Source organism: Stenotrophomonas sp. YJH_SMC_46 (assembly GCF_059370315.1).
The window spans coordinates 167716-186248 of sequence record NZ_JCAFTO010000004.1 but is presented as its reverse complement, the minus strand read 5'-3'; the positions used below and the strand labels follow the sequence as shown (position 1 = coordinate 186248).

General features: G+C 67.8%; 13 protein-coding genes. 8 read left to right on the top strand and 5 right to left on the bottom strand.

Translation table 11 applies throughout. The features are described 5' to 3' along the window. Positions 1–93: 93 nt before the first annotated feature. Positions 94–1506: a DEAD/DEAH box helicase gene (locus tag AC5P8C_RS14525; protein WP_019660948.1), complete on the top strand. Its 1413-nt coding sequence runs from the start codon at positions 94–96 to the stop codon at positions 1504–1506. A 555-nt stretch (positions 1507–2061) separates the two neighbouring features. Here AC5P8C_RS14525 and AC5P8C_RS14520 read toward each other — a convergent pair. After that, on the bottom strand, positions 2062–4656 hold the full coding sequence (locus AC5P8C_RS14520; RefSeq protein ID WP_019660947.1) for a M14 family zinc carboxypeptidase: 2595 nt from the start codon (positions 4654–4656) through the stop codon (positions 2062–2064). A gap of 73 nt (positions 4657–4729) precedes the next feature. Beyond that, positions 4730–7369 carry a TonB-dependent receptor plug domain-containing protein gene (locus AC5P8C_RS14515; protein ID WP_019660946.1) on the bottom strand — a complete coding sequence of 880 codons (2640 nt, stop codon included), beginning with the start codon at positions 7367–7369 and terminating at the stop codon, positions 4730–4732. Between the two features lie 191 nt (positions 7370–7560). Between AC5P8C_RS14515 and queD the strand changes: the two genes are divergently transcribed. After that, entirely contained in the window at positions 7561–7923 is a 363-nt protein-coding gene (queD, locus tag AC5P8C_RS14510; RefSeq protein ID WP_005407953.1) for a 6-carboxytetrahydropterin synthase QueD, read from the top strand. A gap of 118 nt (positions 7924–8041) precedes the next feature. Next, positions 8042–8389 (top strand): phasin family protein, encoded by a 348-nt coding sequence (locus tag AC5P8C_RS14505; protein ID WP_019660945.1) that lies wholly within the window; start codon positions 8042–8044, stop codon positions 8387–8389. A gap of 434 nt (positions 8390–8823) precedes the next feature. Here the strand turns inward: AC5P8C_RS14505 and asnB are convergent, their stop codons facing one another. Further along, positions 8824–10725: an asparagine synthase (glutamine-hydrolyzing) gene (gene asnB, locus AC5P8C_RS14500; protein ID WP_019660944.1), complete on the bottom strand. Its 1902-nt coding sequence runs from the start codon at positions 10723–10725 to the stop codon at positions 8824–8826. A 347-nt stretch (positions 10726–11072) separates the two neighbouring features. On the opposite strand from asnB, the gene AC5P8C_RS14495 reads away from it, so the two are divergent. Both AC5P8C_RS14495 and AC5P8C_RS14490 read left to right on the top strand, forming a co-directional pair. Then, a complete protein-coding gene (locus tag AC5P8C_RS14495) occupies positions 11073–11762 on the top strand; it encodes a winged helix-turn-helix domain-containing protein (RefSeq protein ID WP_010484092.1) in 690 nt (229 codons plus the stop codon). After that, on the top strand, positions 11759–13105 hold the full coding sequence (locus tag AC5P8C_RS14490) for an ATP-binding protein (protein WP_019660943.1): 1347 nt from the start codon (positions 11759–11761) through the stop codon (positions 13103–13105). Before AC5P8C_RS14495 ends, AC5P8C_RS14490 begins: the two co-directional genes overlap by 4 nt. Here AC5P8C_RS14490 and AC5P8C_RS14485 read toward each other — a convergent pair. Together AC5P8C_RS14485 and AC5P8C_RS14480 are read right to left on the bottom strand one after the other, a co-directional pair. Next, the gene (locus tag AC5P8C_RS14485; RefSeq protein WP_019660942.1) at positions 13102–14571 is read right to left on the bottom strand and encodes a sensor histidine kinase; all 1470 of its coding nucleotides are present in this window, start codon (positions 14569–14571) and stop codon (positions 13102–13104) included. The two genes, AC5P8C_RS14490 and AC5P8C_RS14485, sit on opposite strands and share 4 nt — an antisense overlap. Further along, positions 14568–15287: a response regulator transcription factor gene (locus AC5P8C_RS14480; RefSeq protein ID WP_005407947.1), complete on the bottom strand. Its 720-nt coding sequence runs from the start codon at positions 15285–15287 to the stop codon at positions 14568–14570. Before AC5P8C_RS14480 ends, AC5P8C_RS14485 begins: the two co-directional genes overlap by 4 nt. A gap of 144 nt (positions 15288–15431) precedes the next feature. Between AC5P8C_RS14480 and msrB the strand changes: the two genes are divergently transcribed. Genes msrB through msrA form a run of 3 tightly spaced genes read left to right on the top strand, consistent with a single transcriptional unit; the run spans position 15432 to position 18528 of the window. Beyond that, positions 15432–16004, top strand: a complete 573-nt coding sequence (gene msrB, locus AC5P8C_RS14475) for a peptide-methionine (R)-S-oxide reductase MsrB (RefSeq protein ID WP_019660941.1) — start codon at positions 15432–15434, stop codon at positions 16002–16004. Between the two features lie 2 nt (positions 16005–16006). Next, positions 16007–17776 carry a cytochrome c biogenesis protein DipZ gene (locus AC5P8C_RS14470; RefSeq protein ID WP_019660940.1) on the top strand — a complete coding sequence of 590 codons (1770 nt, stop codon included), beginning with the start codon at positions 16007–16009 and terminating at the stop codon, positions 17774–17776. A 14-nt stretch (positions 17777–17790) separates the two neighbouring features. Continuing rightward, complete coding sequence (gene msrA, locus AC5P8C_RS14465; RefSeq protein WP_026347122.1) at positions 17791–18528, top strand: peptide-methionine (S)-S-oxide reductase MsrA; 738 nt, start codon at positions 17791–17793, stop codon at positions 18526–18528. Positions 18529–18533 lie beyond the last annotated feature (5 nt).

The window sequence follows — 18533 nt, the reverse complement described above, 5'->3', positions numbered from 1 at the left end:
CGGTTCACGGGAACGCTCCGAGTCAGCCGATCACTTTGATCTGCCCCCGTCTGTCCGTTCGGACAGGCGTTTCTTGTACCTGGAGCAATCTCAATGTCTTTTGAATCGCTGGGCCTGGCGCCCTTCCTGCTGCGTGCGCTTGCCGAGCAGGGCTACGAAAACCCGACCCCGATCCAGCAGCAGGCGATCCCGCTGGCGCTGGCCGGTCGCGACCTGCTGGCCGGCGCACAGACCGGTACCGGCAAAACTGCCGCATTCGGCCTGCCGTTGCTGCAGCACCTGGGCACCGCCTCGCAGGAAGTGCGTGCCGGCCCGCGCAAGCCGCGTGCGCTGATCCTGGCCCCGACCCGCGAACTGGCCACCCAGGTGCATGACAGCCTGCGCGGCTACAGCAAGTACCTGCGCATTCCCAGCGCCTGCATCTACGGCGGTGTCGGCATGGGCAACCAGCTGGACATCCTGCGCCGTGGCGTGGACCTGCTGGTGGCCTGCCCGGGCCGCCTGATCGACCACCTGGAGCGTCGCAGCGTCGACCTGTCCGGCATTGAACTGCTGGTGCTGGACGAAGCCGACCGCATGCTCGACATGGGCTTCCTGCCGTCGATCAAGCGCATCCTGGCCAAGCTGCCGAAGCAGAACCGCCAGACCCTGCTGTTCTCGGCCACCTTCGAGGACAACATCCGCCAGCTGGCGCTGGAGTTCATGCGCAACCCGGAACAGATCCAGGTGACGCCGAAGAACACCGTGGCCGAAACCATCACCCACCGCGTGCACCCGGTCGATGCCGGCCGCAAGCGCGACCTGCTGCTGCACCTGCTGGCGCAGGACAGCCGCGAGCAGACCCTGGTGTTCGCCCGTACCAAGCACGGCAGCGACAAACTGGCCACGTTCCTGGAAAAGTCGGGCATCAAGACTGCGGCGATCCATGGCAACAAGAGCCAGGGCCAGCGCCTGCGTGCGCTGGGCGACTTCAAGGCCGGCCGCGTGACCGTGCTGGTGGCCACCGACATCGCTGCGCGCGGCATCGACATCAACGAGCTGCCGAAGGTGATCAACTTCGACCTGCCGATGGTGGCCGAGGACTACGTGCACCGCATCGGTCGTACCGGCCGCAACGGCGCGACCGGCCAGGCGATTTCGCTGGTGGCGCAGGATGAAGTGAAGCTGCTGCGCGCGATCGTGCGCCTGCTGGGCCGCGACATGGACATCCGCGATGTACCGGGCTTCGAACTGCAGGTTCCGATCCGCTGGGGCAACAGTGCGCCGGGCAAGGCCGAGCACGATACCGGTGAGCGCGCACCGCGCAAGAGCCACGCGCGCCGTCCGCACGGTGATGCGCCGCGCCATGCGCATGCCGGCCCGAAGAAGGCCGGCGGTGGCCGCCGCGAAGGCGGTGGAAATGGCCAGCAGCGTGCAGGTGCCGGCCAGGGCCAGCGCCGTGGCGGTGGTGGCAATGGTGGCGGCCGTGGTCGTGGCCAGGGTGGCGGCGGTGGTCGCGCTGGCTGATCCCAGCTGACATGGAGGGTGCTTCCCGCTGCGCGGGGGGCTATCGAAGGACGGCGCTGACGCGCCGTCCTTTTTTGTTGTTGGCTACCGTGAGTAGAAGCCGGCGGTGTGCTGCGCTGAGGGCGGATGGGCGTGGGGCCAGCGCAAAACACGCCGTAAACCCATCCATGGGGGCTCGGTCGGCGCATCCATGCGCCTCACGGTTTTGCGCTGGCCCCACGCCCATCCGCTTCAAGCATTGCCCGCGCCTTCTTCTCCCGCCGGGTAGCCGGGAGAAGAAAGATCAAATTCAAATTCAAAGTCAAATTCAAAGTCAAAAGCCGAAGCCGCAATTCCTAGCTTTGCCTTTGCCTTTGCTTTTGCTTTTGCCCTTGCTCCCGCCTTGGGGTCTGATGCGTCCGCGCCCGCAGGAAACTGTCATGGGAGGCAGGGGGCCTCAGCCAGGACCGTTGGCGCCAAGGGTGGCGCCATCGAGCCCCCATGGATGGGTTCACGGCGTGTCCTGGCTGAGGCCCCCTGCCTCCCAAGCACAACAACGACTCGGCGCCAAACGCCTCAACCCCGCGCTTTACTCGGATTCACCAGATTCCCGAAGAAGATCGCGTTGATCAGCAGCCGATCCGTCCCGTGCCAGTACTTGCGGTGCGCCGGGTCATCGGCAAACAGCACCACGTTGCCCTGCCCCTGCGCCGACACCAGCACCCACGCGCTGCCCGCCACCCGCGCACGGTTGCGCTCGGAAAGATAGCCATTCACCCGCGGCGGTGTGTCGATGCGTACCACCGTCGAGAACGGATTCGTGCTCGGCTGCAGCGTCACCGTGCTCTCCTTGTTGATCGCCAGTTGCCGGCGCGGCACGCCAAACGCCAGCGGATGACTGGTGTCCACATCGGCGCTCAGGATGTTGCCGCTGACCCGCTCGATCGCGGCGATGTCGCGCTGGTCACCGAATGCACGGCGGCTCTCGTCGGCAGTCTCTTCTTCCTTGCCGAGCTTCTCGCCGTCGGCCAACTTCTGCTCGATCGCCCACTTCGATGCACTGCCGTAGGTAACCAGCGAGCCACCCGCCTGCACCCAGCGCTTCAGCGCAGCCACCGCTGTGGTATCGACGCCGGTGTAGGTCCCCCCGGACAGCACGATCGTGGTGTAGCGGTCCAGGGACACTTTGCCCAGCTGCTGCGGGTCCAGCTTGCTGGCAGGCAAATGCAACTGCTGGTCGAGCAGGAACCAGGCCGAGCCGATCTCGGTGGCGGCCACGCCCTCACCCATCACCAGCGCAACCGCGGGTTTGCGCAGTGCCTTGACGCCGTCACTGCCCAGATCGATGCCTTCGCGGCTGCGGCCACTGGACAGCGCGTGCACCTGCACACCTGCCTCGCGCGCGGCCGATGTCACAGCCTCAAGCAGCGCCGCGCCCTGCAGCGCTTGCCCGGCAACCGGAATCACCAGGCTGCCGGCGGCGAAGCTGACGTCGCCCTGCGCGGTCGCGGTGGTGAACGGCTGGAATGCCGCACGTGCGCTCACGCCCTTGCCCTGCAGCGCGGCCAGCGCGCGCCCGGCGTTGTAGTCGCGCCAGTCGATCGCGTAGGCGAACCCGGCCTGGCCACCCAGCACCGCGCCCTGCTGCGCCGGCAACGCAGTCACCCGCGCGCCGCCTTCGATACGGCTGCGGCTACCGGCGAAGGCCACGCCGTAGGCCGGTGCGATTGCATAGCTGGTGCTGCCGTAGAACACGTCGCCCTTGATCGGCGGCGTCTCGGCAAAGATCGAATGCACCAGGCGGAACTGCGCCTGCTGCACCTGCACCACGTAGGTGCTGCCGGCATCGAAGCGCTGCCCATCGACGGTGACTGCACGCTCCAGCGCACGTACCTCGATGCGATGCAGCAGCAACAGTTCCAGCAGGCGGCGGGTCAGTGCCGGATCGTGCGCGTCGCCGAACACGAAGCTCTTCACCGGCTGCTGTGCGGCCTGCTTCAGCGCGCTCTGGAAGAACTGCTTCTGCAGGTCGAACAGGCCACTACGCTCGGCCACTGCACCACGCACCGTGCCCAGCCCGGTGGCGACCTGGTTGCGGATGGTGAACGGGAAGGTCAGCAGGCCATTGACCGATTCCTGCACGCGGCCACGCGAACTGGCCTGCTCGACGGTGACGCCGACCGCGCCGTGGAAGTCCGGATAGGTCGAGCCGTACACCGGCGAGAAGTTGTCGAAATTCTCGCCGGTGTAGTACAGCGAACCCAAGGCATCCAGCGCCTGCGCGTGGTACTTGGCCAGGGTCTTGTTGAACTCGTACGACGGCGCCGGAATCAACGGGCTGTGCATGCTCTTCGGCGAAGGCTCGAAGTAGTACGTGCTGTCCTTGCCCATTTCGTGGAAGTCGATCTGCACGTTCGGGTACCACTGGTGGAACACCTCCACCTTCGGCCGCGAGTCCTGCTGGGTCAGGGCCAGCCAGTCGCGGTTGAGATCGGTGAAGTAGTGGTTGGTGCGGCCCTGCGGGAACGGCTCGACGTGCTCCTTGTCAGCCGGGTCGGCCGAAGCCGGATCGGAGGCCCACGCGTTGTGCCAGTTGGCGGCGCGATCGCGACCGTCCGGATTCTGCGCCGGGTCGAACAGCACCACCGCCTGCTGCAGCCATTGCTGGGTCTCGGCACTGCGGTTGGCCACCAGGTAGTAGGCGGTCAGCATCGCCGCCTCGGCGCTGGAGGTCTCGTTGCCATGCACGCTGTAACCCAGCCACACCACCACCGGGCTGTCGCCCGCCGCACTGCGCGGCTGCGCCGGATCGACCAGGGTCGCGTGCTGCTGGCGCAGCTGTTCCAACCGCGCGTGGTTGCCGGCAGCGGTTACCGTGGCGATCAGCAACGGGCGGCCCTCGTAACTGCGGCCGATCTCGCGCACGCTGATCTTGTCCGAGCGTTTCGCCAGTTCCTGGAAGTACGCCACCAGCTGGTCGTGCCGGGTGTAACGGCTGCCGATCGGGTAGCCGAGGAACTGCTCGGGTGTGGGAATGGACGTATCGAACGCGGCCGCGTCGACGGCCTGCGGGAAGAAGTACGCACTCTGTGCCTGCGCTGGCTGCGGGCAGGACAGTGCGGTGGCGGCGGCGATCAGCAACGGAAGAACGGCACGACGATGCAAGGACACGGTGACTCCCCAGGACACAACGGCAGACGGTCGCGCGGCCGGCTCCCTGAAGAAACCGGCCGCAGCGGATGGATCAGAAGCGGTAATCGAAGCCCAGCGTGAAGTAGCGGCCGCGCAGGTCGTACTGGCTGAAGTCGTATGGCGCGCGGATGCCCGGGAACGAAGCGTCGTACGGCGGCGTCTTGTCAGCCAGGTTCTGCACCTTGGCATACAGCGTCAGCTTGTCGATGCCGGTGTAGCCCAGGTACAGGTCGTACTGGCTATAGCTGCCGACGCGCTGCTGCACGGCCTTGGCTGCGGTGCTGGCTTCCTGGCGGTAGCTGCTGGTGTAGTACCAGGTTACTGCGGCGTTGAAATCACCGTACTTCCAGTCCAGCGTGGTGGTGGCCTTGTCCTTGGGCAGGGTCGCGCCCAGGTTGCTGCCGGCGTAGTCCACCAGCGGGCCACCGACCACGGTCGGGCGACGGTAGTCGCGCACGTGGGTATAGGCCGAGGACACGGTGAAGTCACCCAGCGCCGCGGTCGGGATGCGCTGGCGCAGTTCGACGTCGATACCCGAGGTCTTCAGCTCGCTCAGGTTCTGGTAGCGGTTGTAGACCGCCTGCAGCTTGCCGCGCTCATCGCGCTGCACCGCGCCAGCCACGTTGTCGTTGACCAGGGTCTGGGTATTGTTGGTGCCGACCAGGTTGTCCAGCTGGATGCGGTAATAGTCCACGCTCAGGTTGGTGTTGGCCCACGGTGACAGCACCACGCCGAAGTTCACGCTCTTGGTTCGCTCCGGCTTCAGTGCGTTGTTACCGACGGTGAAGAAGGTCGGGTTCTGGCGCGAGCCCGGCACGTCCGGATCACGCGGATCAACCACGCTGCCGTAGGCGATGCTGGTGCTGTTGGAGTTTTCCGACAGCGACGGTGCGCGGAAGCCCTTGGAAGCGGACGCACGCACCAGCAGGACATCCAGGGGCTGCCAGCGCAGGCCGATCTTCGGCGAGAACGCATCGCCGAAATCGTCGTAGTGGTCGGCGCGCGCGGCGGCGGACAGCTCCAGCGTCGAGGCCAGCGGCACGTTCACTTCGGCGTAGGCCGCACTGACCTGGCGCTTGCCGTGTACTTCGGCAATGGCCGGGCGCACCTGCAGGCCGGCATCGATCTGCCACGGGTTGTTGGAGTCGAGCTTTTCGCGGCGCCACTCGGCACCGGCCGCGAAGCCGATCTCACCCGCCCAGGTATGGCCCAGGCTGCCGGAAATCTTCGCATCGATACCCTGCAGCTTGGATTCGGCCGGACGCAGCGTGGCGATGTTGATCGAATCGCGCACCGACTGCGGCGTGGCCGCCGGGTTGAGCAGGTTGTAGCTGCCGGTGGCCAGCGCGTCGGCCAGCGCCCAGCGATTGGCGAAGCCGCCGGACACGCTCTCGCGCTCGCTGCTGCGTGCGCCGAACGCGGCCACTTCCCAATCCCACGACGCGGTGGTGCCACGCAGGCCGAACACGCCGCGGTAGGCGGTGGAACGGTTGGTCTTGATCGTGCCGCCGAGGTCGAAGAAGGTGTACTCGATCGGGATCGCGCGGCCGTACGGGTTGTACGGATTGTTGGCCGGCAGCAGCGACGACACCGGCTCGGCCAGGCCGCTGTTGGCGTTCAACGCGAAGCGGCCGCTTTCCAGGGTGAAGAACGGGCTGCTGCCGAACCAGGCGGCGCTCTTGATCTGGCTGTACAGCACTTCGCCAAAGGCCTCGACGTTGTCGTTCAGGCGGAAGGTACCGTTGGCATAGGCCTGGTAGCGCTTGGTCGAGGGAATCAGCGTGGTGAACGGCGCCTGGTTGAAGCCGCAGGTATCACCGGACAGGCCATCGATCGGCGCGCTGGCAACGCGGGTGGTGCCGGCCGGGCAGTTGCCGTTGGCATCGAGCATCGGCACCGAGACGCCGTTGACCAGGTAGCGCGCGCCCTTGGCCGACCAGCCGTTCCAGCGGCCACCCGGCTTGTCGGTGTAGATGCCGCTCCTGGTCAGGTTGCGTTCGTCCTGGTCCAGGCGCTCACGGTTGTACCCCTGCAGGCTGAAGAGGATGTTGTAGCCATCGGTGTCCAGATCACCGAGGCCGCCGACGAACTTCAGGTTCTGCTCGTGCAGGCCGCCCTGGTCGGCACCGCCGAAGCTGCCGCCGATCTCGGCGCCTTCGAAGTTCTGCCGGGTGATGATGTTGACCACGCCGGCCACGGCGTCGGAGCCGTACACCGCCGAGGCGCCGTCCTTGAGCACCTCAATGCGCTCGACCGCGACCAGCGGCAGCGCATTGAGATCGACGAAGGTGTCGGACAGGCCACCGGCCGGGAAGCCGTAGTTGGCCAGCCGGCGGCCATTGAGCAGCACCAGCGTGTTCTTCTGCGACAGGCCACGCAGGCCGATGCCGGCCGAGCCGGACGCCCAGCCGTTATTGGTGGTTTCGTTGGCAGCGTTGCCGGTGTTGGCCGAGATCGAGCGCAGCACGTCGGCGACGGTGGCCTTGCCGGTCTGTTCCAACTGCTGGCGGCCGATCACCTGCACCGGGTTGGAGGCCTCGGTATCGGTGCGCTTGATGTTGGAACCGGTGACGCGCACGGCGGCCAGGGTGCTGGCTTCGCCACTGGCGTCGGCGGAGGTTTCGGCGGCGGCGGACAAAGGCGCGGCCAGAGCGACGGCCAGGGCCGCCACGAGCAGGGTGTGCTTGGGCATGACGATGTGGGGAGGTGGAAAGGGCGACGTAGTTCCGCAGTAGTCCATGCCTGGCCGGGGCCCGGCCAATAACATCTCTTCATACGGATATAAGAGAAACTATCATCTCTTCATCCGGATGGAAAGAATTACCTCACGAAAGTCCAACAACCGCTCAGGATGGCCGGCCACCTGCGGCGTACAATCGCGCCATGGAAATCTTCAAAGTCTTCATGCTCGAGGCGGCGCACCGCCTCCCCAACGTGCCGCCGGGGCACAAGTGCGCGCGCCTGCATGGCCACTCGTTCCGGGTGGAACTGAAGGTCGAGGGCGAGCCCGGCGCGCAGACCGGCTGGATCATGGACTTCGGCGACGTGAAGGCGGCTTTCCAGCCGATCTATGACCGCCTGGACCATCACTACCTCAACGACATCCCCGGCCTGGAGAACCCGACCAGCGAGAACCTGGCGGTGTGGATCTGGAACGAACTCAAGCCCAGCCTGCCGGCGCTGAGCGAGATCACCGTGCACGAAACCTGCACCTCCGGCTGTCGCTACCGCGGCCCGACGGCCTGATCAACCCATTGATCTGAAAGGCTTTTCAAAGGCGCCCTGAGCGCCTTGGTTATTTTTGTTGCATTGCCGCATCAACGGCGTATGCTGCAATGCATCAAGCCACTCCCTGATGCCCCCTATGGCTGCCGCCTTCAGCGATCGCTTCAGTGATGCCACCCGCCAGTTCGCCGCCGCCGCAACGCGCGCAAACCGATTGGCGTTGGAGAACGCGGAAAGCATGTTCGGCGTGCAGTTGAAGGTGATGGAGCGCAACCTGACCGCGACCGGCGGCTGGCTGGGCGAACTGGCCCGCAGCGACGACGCGGCCGGGATGCTCAACAAGGGCGCACAGCTGTGGCAGGACAACCTGCAGCGGCTGGGCCAGGCCCAGCAGGACGTGGTCGGTCTCGGCCTGGTGGCCAGCAAGGCGTGGTCCGAACTGGTGCAGGGTTACAACGAATCAACGGCGGACGCGAGCAACCACTGACGCGACGCAACGCTCATTGCGTGGGTCCCTCCCCCCATGCAATCCGGACCCGGCAGATCCCTCCCTCTGCCGGGTCTTTTTTTGCCTGGCGTCCGGATTCCGGAGTGCGTCTTCGTCCGATGTCTCTGCGAACTGAGGGGCCCCGCCGGGACAGGCAGGGGCCTGGGCAAATGTCCCCCGGCGCCGGCCGTTGGCCGCCACCTCCTCCTTTACTTTGCCCAGCCCCCCGCCCGCCCCGACGAGGCTCGGCTTACGGCAGGTAAAGCGCAGCGCTCGTGGCGCCTTTCAACGAGGCGCCGACGAACTCCGAACGCAGAGCGGATGCCCTTGCGTACGAAGTAAAGGGGGAGGTGACGGCCAACGGCCGGCGCCGGAGGACATTCGTACGCAAGGGCCTCCGCCCTGCGCCGCGCAGGACAACCCGCGAAGGAACCTCAGCGCCCGCGACCACCATGCCAATGCTGGTGCCACGCCTGGAACATCAGCACGTTCCACAGGTGCGTGTGCCACTTGCGCTCGCCGCGCAGGAACGCTTCCCAGATGCCGCGCACGCGTGCCGCATCGAAGCAGCCCTGGTTGCGAAGCAGCTGCGGGTCCAGCAGCGCCTCCGCCCAATCGCGCAACGGACCGGCCAGCCAGCGCGCCATGGGCGGGCCAAAGCCACGCTTGGGACGGTACACCAGCGGCTCGGGCAGGTAGCGTGCCAACAGATTCTTCAGAATGAGTTTGTGTTCGCCATCGTGGTACTTCAGGTGCTGCGGCAGGCGCCAGGCCAGGCGCACCACCTCCATGTCCAGCAATGGCGCACGGGTTTCAACGCCCGCCGCCATGCCCGCGCGATCAACCTTGGCAAGGATGCCCTCGGCCAGGTCCATGCGGAAATCCAGCAGCTGGATGCGCGCCTCGGCCGGCAGCGCGGTGTCCTGCTGCTGGAAGATCGTCATCGGCTCGCGTGCACCCAGCACCACCTGCGCCGGCTGCCGCCAGCGCGTCACGCGCTGCAGGTAGTGGCCTTCCACGTCGTTGGCGGCGACTTCCGCCACCAGCGCACGCCAGCCGCCGAGGCGGCCTCGCTCCACGTTCATCCGGTTGCCGCTGCGCCGTGCCAGGTCACGCACCCAGTCCGGCAGGCCGCCGCACAGGCGTGCATTGCGCAGCGCGCGGCCGTAGCTGGGGTGACCGAAGAACAGCTCATCGCCGCCGTCACCGGTCAGCGCGACCGGCTTGCGCGCCCCCAGCAGTTCACTGGCCAGCAACGTCGGCAGCTGCGAGGCGTCGGCGAACGGCTCGCACCAGACCTGCGGCAGCCGCTGAAGCAGGTCCAGTCCCTGGCGCGCGTCCATCCGGTGCAGGTGGTGCTGCACGCCGAGATGCCGCGCGACCTGCGAGGCCCAGTCGCTCTCATCATGGCCGGGATCATCGAAACCGACCGTCCATGCCTCGATCGGGAGGGTCGACTGCGCCTGCATCATCGCGGTCACCAGCGACGAGTCGGTGCCACCGGACAGGAACGCGCCGCAGGCCAGTGGCGAATGCATGCGTGCGGCAATGGCCTTCTGCAGTACCGTCTCCAGCTGGTCGGTAGCCTGTTCCAGGCTGGGTGCCGGCTGCAGGGATTCCTGCAGTGCGCTGTGCATCGCATCGCGTGCGCACCAGTAGCGTGAGCCGCCCTGGGCGGCCTGGCTGGAACCGCCAGCCGCATGGTCATTCAGATCGATGCGCAGCATCGCGCCGGCCACCAGCTTGTGGATACCGCGGTAGATGGTGTGTGGTGCCGGCACATAGTCATGGCGCAGCAGCAGGCTCAGCGCATCCTGGTCGATGCCAGGGGCAAATCCGGCGAAGGCCTGAAGCGCCTTCAACTCCGAGGCAAACAGGAACTGGCCCTGGTACCAACCGTAGTACAGCGGCCGCTCGCCGACCCGGTCGCGGGCCAGCCACAGTTCGCGCGCCTCCCGGTCCCACACACTGAAACCGAACGCGCCCTCGATGCGCGACAGCGCCCGCTCCACGCCCCATTCGACGATCGCCTGCAGCAGCAGCCGCGCATCGCTGCAACTGCGTGGCAGGTCGCGCAGCTGCGCCTGCAGGTCACTGCGGTTGTACAGGCGGCCGTCCAGGCACAGCACGTAGCGACCGCAGTCCGAGCTCAGCGGCTGTAACGGCGTATCGGTGGGCGCCCGGCAGTGGCCCAGTGCCAGGCCGGCCCCGGCGTCGGTCCAGTAGCCAATGCGGCCCCGGCCGCGCTGCTGCAGGGCGCGCAGCATCGGTGCCAGGCGCTGCAGCAGGTGTTCGTCCTCGGCAGGTGGCAGCCAGGCCCCGACCACGCCACTCATCGGGCACCTCTGCAGCGGCAGCGGCGGGACGGGTTCAGCAGGTAGAGGGCGGGCGACATGGGAACGGCACGCGGAGCGGAGGAGACTCCATGCTCTGCGCCCTGACGGCCCCGCGTCAGTCGCGTTGCTGTCAGCGATGGTCACCAGACGTATCACGAAGGTAACGCTTTGTAACAACCTCAGGCTATGCTCAACGCCAAGCTGTTGCCAGGCCTGGAGTGCGGCCCCAGCGCCAGCAACCCCGGCTGAATGGCGCCCACCCGCTGGACCCGGGCGGCCCGCAGGCTGGGATAGCATCGCCGCGCTCGTGCCGTGGCGGTACGTTTGCGTCCACGGAGGCCTTGGAAATGCTGGATATCGTACTGGTCGAAGACGATGCCCGCCTGGGAACGATGGTCAGTGACTACCTGCAGCGGCATGGCTACCAGGTCGCCCATGAACGCAGCGGCGAGCGGGCAGTGGCCCGGATCCTGGCGGAAAAGCCGGCGCTGGTCCTGCTCGATGTCGGCCTGCCCGACCAGGATGGTTTCGAAGTGTGTCGGCAGATCCGGCCCCACTATGACGGCATCATCTGCGTGCTGACCGCCCGCACCGACAACATCGACCAGGTGCTGGGCCTGGAACTGGGGGCCGACGATTACATCGGCAAACCGATCGAACCGAGGGTGCTGCTGGCCCGGCTGCGTGCCCACCTGCGCCGCCATCGCCGGGTCGAGCCACGTGACGGCAGCCTGCGCTTCGGCGAGCTGAACATCGACCCTTCCACCCGCAACGTACACCTGCAGGGCGGCCTGCTGGAGCTCACCACGGCCGAGTTCGACCTGCTGTTCCTGCTGGCCAGCAACGCCGGCCAGATCCTGGACCGCGATGCGCTGCTGCGCGGCCTGCGCGGGATCGCCTTCGACGGCCTGGACCGCTCGATCGATGCCCGCATCTCGCGCCTGCGCCGCAAGCTGGGCGACAACCCGGAGCAGCCAGAACGGATCAAGACCGTTCGCGGCCGCGGCTACCTGTTCAGCCGCTCGGCATGGGGATGACGCGCACGCCGTCGGCGATGCGCGGCCACGCCTTCCACTTCCTGCGCTACGGCATCGGCTTCCTGCTCGCCCATCTGTTGCTGATCGTGCTGGGCCTGTGGGCCTGGGATGCCCTGCTGGAAGACCGCACCGAAGCCGGCCTGCAGGCCGAGATGCGCGGCACGCACGCGCTGCTGCAGCATCGCTTCGCCGAAACCCCGCGTGAACAGTGGCCGGCGCTGGCCCGCGAACTCGACGCTGATTTCGCCTATGCCCTACGCCTGGTTCCTTTGGCCGAGGCGGTGAAGGCGCTGCAGTCCAGCCAGCGACCGCCATTCAACAACGGCCGGGTGCAGATCGACCTGGAGCACATGCGCAGCCTGCAGCGCATCGGTGACAGCGGCTACGCGCTGATGCTGGGGCCGCTGGACGAAGCGCTGCCTGACGAAAGCTGGCAGGACAGCGAAGTCTCCGGCGTGGCGATCCTGCTGCTGATCCTGATGGTGGCGGTGGCACTGCCGATGTACGTGATGGTCTACCGGCTGTGGCGCGACGTCTCGCAGCTGGCCCAGGCGGCGCGGCGGATGCGCGACGGCCAGCTGGACACGCGTGCGCCGCGCGCCGGCACCGCACTGGTGCGGCCGCTGGCCAATGCCTTCAACCACATGGCCGAGCAGCTGCAGCAACTGCTGGAAAGCCAGCGGGTGCTCGCGCAGGCGGTGGCGCACGAAGTCCGCACGCCATTGGCACGGATGCGTTTCGGCCTGGCCGAGCTGGAAGACAGCGCACTCGACGACGTGCAGCGCGATGCGCTGGGCGGCCTGCGCACCGATGTGGATCGGCTGCAGCACCTGACCGACGCCGGCGTCGAGTACGCCGCACTGGGTCGCTGCCATCAGCTGACCCGCCAGCGCCTGCAGCTGGCGGCGCTGGCGCGCGGCGTGGTCGCCCAGTTCGCGCCGCTGCCGGTGCCGGTGCAGCAGGCGCTGTCGCCGGTGGGCCTGGTCAACGTCAACCGGCACATGCTGGAGCTGGCACTGCGCAACCTGCTCGGCAATGCACTGCGTTACGCGCGCCGGCAGATCCGTATTGCCAGCACCGTCAATGACGGCTGGCTGTGCCTGCAGGTGGAGGACGACGGCCCCGGCATCGCACCCGAACTGCGCGGCCAGGTACTGCAACCCTATGTGCGGCTGGATCCGGGCAGCCCCGGCTTCGGCCTCGGCCTGGCGCTGGTGCAGGTGGTGGCCGACAAGCATGGCGGCCACGTTGAAGTGACCGACTCCGAACTGGGAGGTGCGTGCATCCGCCTGAAACTGCCGCTGGAAAGCGGCGGTGCGGTGACGGGCGACCCGGCCTGCTAGGCCGCCGGTTCGGCGCGTGGCAGGGCAAACACGAACAACGCGCCGCTCGCGCTGTCACGCAGTTCGATCCTGCGCCCATGCAGCTGCACGATGCGCTGCACGATCAGCAGGCCCAGCCCGCCGTTCTCGCCGCGCCGTGCCCCCAGCGCAGCCGGTGCCTGGAACAGCTGGGTGCGCAGCGCTGGCGCAACCCCGGGGCCGTCGTCGGCCACGCTCACCTCCACGCTGTCATCGGTTGCGCGCAGGCGCACCTCGATCTGCCCACCCTCGGGTGCATGCCGCAGCGCGTTGTCGAGCAGGTTGGTCAGCACCCGCTCGACCAGGCCCAGATCGGCACGCACCAGCGGCAGGCCGGGCGGGAACTCTGCGTGCAGGTGCTGGTTGCGCGCCTGCGCCGCCAGCTCGAATTTCTGCAGCACATCCTGCAGCAGTTCCGGCAGCGCGAACACTTCCCACTCCAGGCGCACTTCGCCATGTTCCAGCCGCGCCAGCTCGAACAGCGCGCGTGCCAGCCGGCCGACCTTGGCACTCTGTGCCAGCGCGATGCCGAGATAACGGCGCCGCTCGTCCGGCGACAGCGTGGCGTCCTTCAACGCCAGTGTTTCCAGGTAGCCATGCAGCGACGACAACGGCGTACGCAGGTCATGCGAGATGTTGGCGACCAGCTCGCGGCGCTGCAGATCCTGCTGGCGCAGCTGCTGCCACTGCTCGCCCAACCGTTGCGCCATCTGCGCATGCGCATGTTCGAGGATCACCAGTTCATCGCGCTCACCCGGGCGCAGCGGCTCCGCCGGCGGCAGTCGCGTGGGTGCATCGATGTCGAAGGCCTGGATGCGCCGGGTCAGCCGCCGCAGCGGGCGTGTCACCCAGTAGAAGGCCACCAGCCCGGCCAGCAGGCCGAGGCCACCAACGAGTGCCACCGACCACAGCGTAGTGTTCCACTGGCTGCCGGCGGCGAGGTCGTCGGCCAGCATCTGCCGGTGCTCGCCCACCAGCACCACGTACACATAGCCGGCCTGGCGGCCCTGCACGATCAACGGTGCAGCACTGAACACCTTGCGGCCATCGGCGCTGCGCGGATCATCACCGAGGATCGGCAACGGTGCTCCCGCCAGCAGGCGGCGCAGCGGCGCCACGTCCACCCGGGTGCGCACCAGGTGCCCACTGGGCGCATCGTGGCCAAGGATGCGGCCCTGGTCGTCCAGCAGGTAGACCTCGACGCTGGGGTTGACCGCCATCAGCTGGCCGAACAGCGCGCGCACGGCGGCATCGCGCATGCCGCTGGTATCCATCAGCTCGCTGCGCTGGGCAATGTGCTCGGCCAGGCCCAGCGACAGCCGCTGTACCACCTCCTGCTCGTGGCGGGTGTTGGCCCGCATCTGCAGTGCAAGCAGCGCCATGCAGCACGCCAGCATCAGCGCAGCGGTCACCACCGCCAGCTTCTGCCACAGGTTCGGCTTGATCATGCCGCCGCCCCGGCCGGATCGACCAGCTTGTAGCCACGGCCCCACACCGTCAGCAACCGCCGCGGGTTGGCCGGGTCCGGCTCGATCTTGCTGCGCAGGCGATTGATATGGGTGTTGACCGTGTGTTCGTAGCCATCGTGCTGGTAGCCCCAGACCTGGTTGAGCAGTTCCATGCGCGCGAACACCTGGTCCGGATGACGGGCGAAGAACAGCAGCAGGTCGAACTCGCGCGGGGTCAGCTCCAGCGCGTTGCCATCCACCGAGGCGGTGCGCGCGACCGGATCCAGCTGCAGGCCGCCCAGTTCGATCGCGCCGGCATCGATGCGTGCGCTCTGCGCCATCGCCTCGGCGCGGCGCAGCAATGCGCGCACCCGCGCTACCAGTTCCGGCATCGAGAAGGGCTTTGCCAGATAATCGTCCGCGCCCAGTTCCAGGCCGACGATGCGCTGGGTTTCGCTGCCGCGCGCGCTGATGATGATGATCGGCACATAGCGCGCCATCGCGCGTGCACGCTGGCAGACCTGCAGGCCATCCACGCCGGGCAGCATCACGTCCAGCACCAATGCATCCCACGGACCTTCCTGCTCCAGCAGGCGCAGGCCGGCATCGCCGCTGGCGGCATGGGCCACGTCGTAGCCCTCATCGCCCAGGTGCATGCGCAGCAGGTCGGCGATGTGGGCATCGTCTTCAACGATCAGCACGCGTTTGGTCGACATCGGCAGCTCGGGGCCAGTGGGGAGGCTGGCAGCATTGTGGCGCGGGGCGGCCGCCGATACCTCACGAAAAATTGAATCCTGCGTGAGGATTCGTTGACCCGGGCGGGCGCAGCATGGCCCCGTCGCCCCTTCCCGGAGTCCGCCATGTCCCTGTCCCGCCGCCATCTGCTGGGCCTGGGTGGTGTTGCCACCGCTGCCGGCCTGCTCGGTCTGGGGGCCTGCAGCCGCGCCGCCCCGGCGGCCGCTGAAGCGCGCCCGCCGCGACAGTTCGAGGTCATGCACAGCGATGCGCAATGGCGCCAGCGGTTGACCCCGGCGCAGTACGCGGTGCTGCGCCAGCAGGGCACCGAACGCCCCTGGAGCAGCCCGCTCAACAATGAACACCGGCAAGGCACCTTCGCCTGCGCCGGCTGTGCACTGCCGCTGTTCTCCTCCTCCACCAAGTTCGAGAGCGGCACCGGCTGGCCCAGCTTCTGGGCACCGCTGCACAACGCCATCGGCGAAGACCGCGACGTGACCTTTGGGATGCTGCGGGTAGAGGTGCACTGCCGCCGCTGTGGTGGCCACCTTGGCCACGTGTTCAACGACGGCCCGCGCCCGACGGGGCTGCGCTACTGCATGAACGGTGCGGCGATGGTGTTCGTTCCCGGCGCCACGGACGGTACCGCCGACGGCTGGCGGGTGCCGGTCGGTTCTTCCCCTGCTTCCGGAGCCTGACGATGCTGCTGTTGCTGCTTGCCTACCTCGGCGGCGCGCTGACCCTGCTCAGCCCGTGCATCCTGCCGGTGCTGCCGTTCGTGTTCGCGCGTGCCGACCGCCCCTTCCTGCGCAGCACGCTGCCGTTGCTGCTGGGCATGGCGCTCACCTTCACCGTGGTCGCCAGCCTGGCTGCGGTGGGCAGCCAATGGGTGGCCCAGGCCAACCAGGTCGGACGCTGGGTCGCCCTGCTGCTGATGGCGCTGTTCGCGCTGGCACTGTTGTGGCCGCGACTGGCCGACCATCTGCTGGCGCCATTCCAGCGCGTCGGCGCACGGCTGAGCGCGCGTGCCGATGCGGCGGATGCCGCGGGGCACGGCGGCGCGTGGACCTCGCTGCTGATCGGCGTCGCCACCGGCCTGCTGTGGGCGCCCTGCGCGGGGCCGATCCTCGGCCTGGTGCTGACCGGTGCCGCCCTGCATGGCGCCAGTGCCGGTACCAGTGCGCTGCTGCTCGCGTATGCGCTGGGTGCGATCAGCGCGCTGGCGCTGGCGGTATGGGTAGGTGGCCGCGTGTTCCGCGCGCTGCAGGCGCGGCTTGGGCTGGGCGACGTACTGCGCAAGGTGCTGGGCGTGGCCGCGCTGCTGGCGGTGGTGGCGATTGGTCTGGGCTGGGATACCGGCCTGCTCACCCGTCTTTCGACGGTCAGCACCGCACGCATCGAGCAGGGCCTGCTGGATGCGGTACCCGGTGCGCAGCCGGCGGCACCGCCGATGATGATGATGGCCGGTGCCAACGCCGCAGCCGATGCACCGCTACCGGTGGAAGGCACCCTGCCCGCGCTGGACGGCGCCACCGGCTGGCTCAACAGCCCACCGCTGACGGCCCAGCAGCTGCGCGGCAAGGTGGTACTGGTCGATTTCTGGACGTACTCCTGCATCAACTGCCTGCGCGCGATGCCGTTCGTGCACGAATGGGAACGCCGCTACCGTGACCACGGCCTGGTGGTGGTCGGCGTGCACACGCCGGAGTTCGCCTTCGAGCGTGACCCACGCAACGTGATGAAGGCGGTGCAGCAGCTGAAGGTCGAGTACCCGGTGGCGCTCGACAACCAGTACACGATCTGGCGCGCGTTCAACAACCGCTACTGGCCGGCGCAGTACTTCGTCGATGTGCAGGGCAACATCCGCGGCCACCAGTTCGGCGAAGGCAACTACGCGCGCTCGGAACAGGTGATCCGTCGCCTGCTGGCCGAAGCCGGGCAGACGAACCTGCCGCCACCCGCCGATCCCGCTGCCGCCGACCTGAAGGGCGTGGCCGTGCAGGCCGACATGGGCAACCTGCGCTCGCCGGAAACCTACCTCGGCCACGCCCGTGCCGAGCAGTTCGCCTCACCCGGCGGACAGCGCAGCGACAGCGCGTTCGACTACACGCTGCCGACCACCCTGGCGTTGAACCAGTGGGGACTGTCCGGCCACTGGACCATTACCGACGAGACCGCAGAGCTGCAGCGGGCCGGTGGCCGCATTGCCTTCCAGTTCCATGCGCGCGACCTGCACCTGGTGCTGGCACCGACCCGCGACGGCACGCCGGTGCGCTTTCGCGTCTGGCTGGACGGCAAGCCGCTGCCCGCCGCCGATGCCGGCAGCGATGTCGATGCCGATGGCAGTGGCGTGGTCGACGAGCACCGCCTGTACCAGCTGGTGCGCCAGCGCGGCACGGTCGGTCCGCACCGCTTCGAGATCGAATTCCTCGATGCGGGCGTGCAGGCCTATGCCTTCACTTTTGGTTGAAACGGGAGGACATGATGAAACTCTCCTTTGAACAGGGCATCGCCGCCGGTGTCGCCGGACTGGTGGCCACCGCATTGATCGCCGGTGTGCTGCTGGTCGACCACGGCGCGGCTGCGGCGCCGGTCGAAGCCAGCGCGCAGACCCAGGCAGTACCGGCACCCACGGGCGATGCGGCGTTCCGCGATGACGCGACCCACGCCAGCGTGGTGTTCGCCGGCGGTTGCTTCTGGGGCGTGCAGGGCGTGTTCCAGCACGTCAAGGGCGTGAGCAATGCGGTGTCCGGCTACATCGGCGGCAGCGCCGCCGACGCGCGTTACGAGCGGGTCAGCAGCGGCCAGACCGGCCACGCCGAAGCAGTGAAGATTGACTACGACCCGCGCCAGGTCAGCTACGGGCAGTTGATGCAGGTGTTCTTCTCGGTGGCACACGACCCGACCCAGCTCAACCGCCAGGGGCCGGACCACGGCAGCCAGTATCGATCGGCAATCTTCACCGATGACGCCCGCCAACGGGCAGCCAGCCGCGCCTACATCGCCCAGCTCGGCCAGGCCGGCAGCTACCGCGCACCGATCGTCACCCAGCTGGTCAGCGGCCAGCGCTTCTACCCGGCCGAAAGCTACCACCAGAATTACATGGCGAACTACCCGCAGGCCGCCTACATCCGCTACTACGACGCACCGAAGCTTGCGGCGCTGGGCAAGCAGTTCCCGGCGCTGTACCGGCGCGAGGCGGCGCTGGTGCCGATGCGGTAGCCGGC

What these genes read in the sequence shown, in the direction of transcription:
- AC5P8C_RS14525 (WP_019660948.1), top strand. Translation starts at nt 94, where the DNA reads ATGTCTTTTGAATCGCTGGGCCTGGCGCCCTTCCTGCTGCGTGCGCTT.
- AC5P8C_RS14515 (WP_019660946.1), bottom strand. Translation starts at nt 7,369, where the DNA reads ATGCCCAAGCACACCCTGCTCGTGGCGGCCCTGGCCGTCGCTCTGGCC.
- queD (WP_005407953.1), top strand. Translation starts at nt 7,561, where the DNA reads ATGGAAATCTTCAAAGTCTTCATGCTCGAGGCGGCGCACCGCCTCCCC.
- AC5P8C_RS14505 (WP_019660945.1), top strand. Translation starts at nt 8,042, where the DNA reads ATGGCTGCCGCCTTCAGCGATCGCTTCAGTGATGCCACCCGCCAGTTC.
- asnB (WP_019660944.1), bottom strand. Translation starts at nt 10,725, where the DNA reads ATGAGTGGCGTGGTCGGGGCCTGGCTGCCACCTGCCGAGGACGAACAC.
- AC5P8C_RS14495 (WP_010484092.1), top strand. Translation starts at nt 11,073, where the DNA reads ATGCTGGATATCGTACTGGTCGAAGACGATGCCCGCCTGGGAACGATG.
- AC5P8C_RS14490 (WP_019660943.1), top strand. Translation starts at nt 11,759, where the DNA reads ATGACGCGCACGCCGTCGGCGATGCGCGGCCACGCCTTCCACTTCCTG.
- AC5P8C_RS14485 (WP_019660942.1), bottom strand. Translation starts at nt 14,571, where the DNA reads ATGATCAAGCCGAACCTGTGGCAGAAGCTGGCGGTGGTGACCGCTGCG.
- AC5P8C_RS14480 (WP_005407947.1), bottom strand. Translation starts at nt 15,287, where the DNA reads ATGTCGACCAAACGCGTGCTGATCGTTGAAGACGATGCCCACATCGCC.
- msrB (WP_019660941.1), top strand. Translation starts at nt 15,432, where the DNA reads ATGTCCCTGTCCCGCCGCCATCTGCTGGGCCTGGGTGGTGTTGCCACC.
- AC5P8C_RS14470 (WP_019660940.1), top strand. Translation starts at nt 16,007, where the DNA reads ATGCTGCTGTTGCTGCTTGCCTACCTCGGCGGCGCGCTGACCCTGCTC.
- msrA (WP_026347122.1), top strand. Translation starts at nt 17,791, where the DNA reads ATGAAACTCTCCTTTGAACAGGGCATCGCCGCCGGTGTCGCCGGACTG.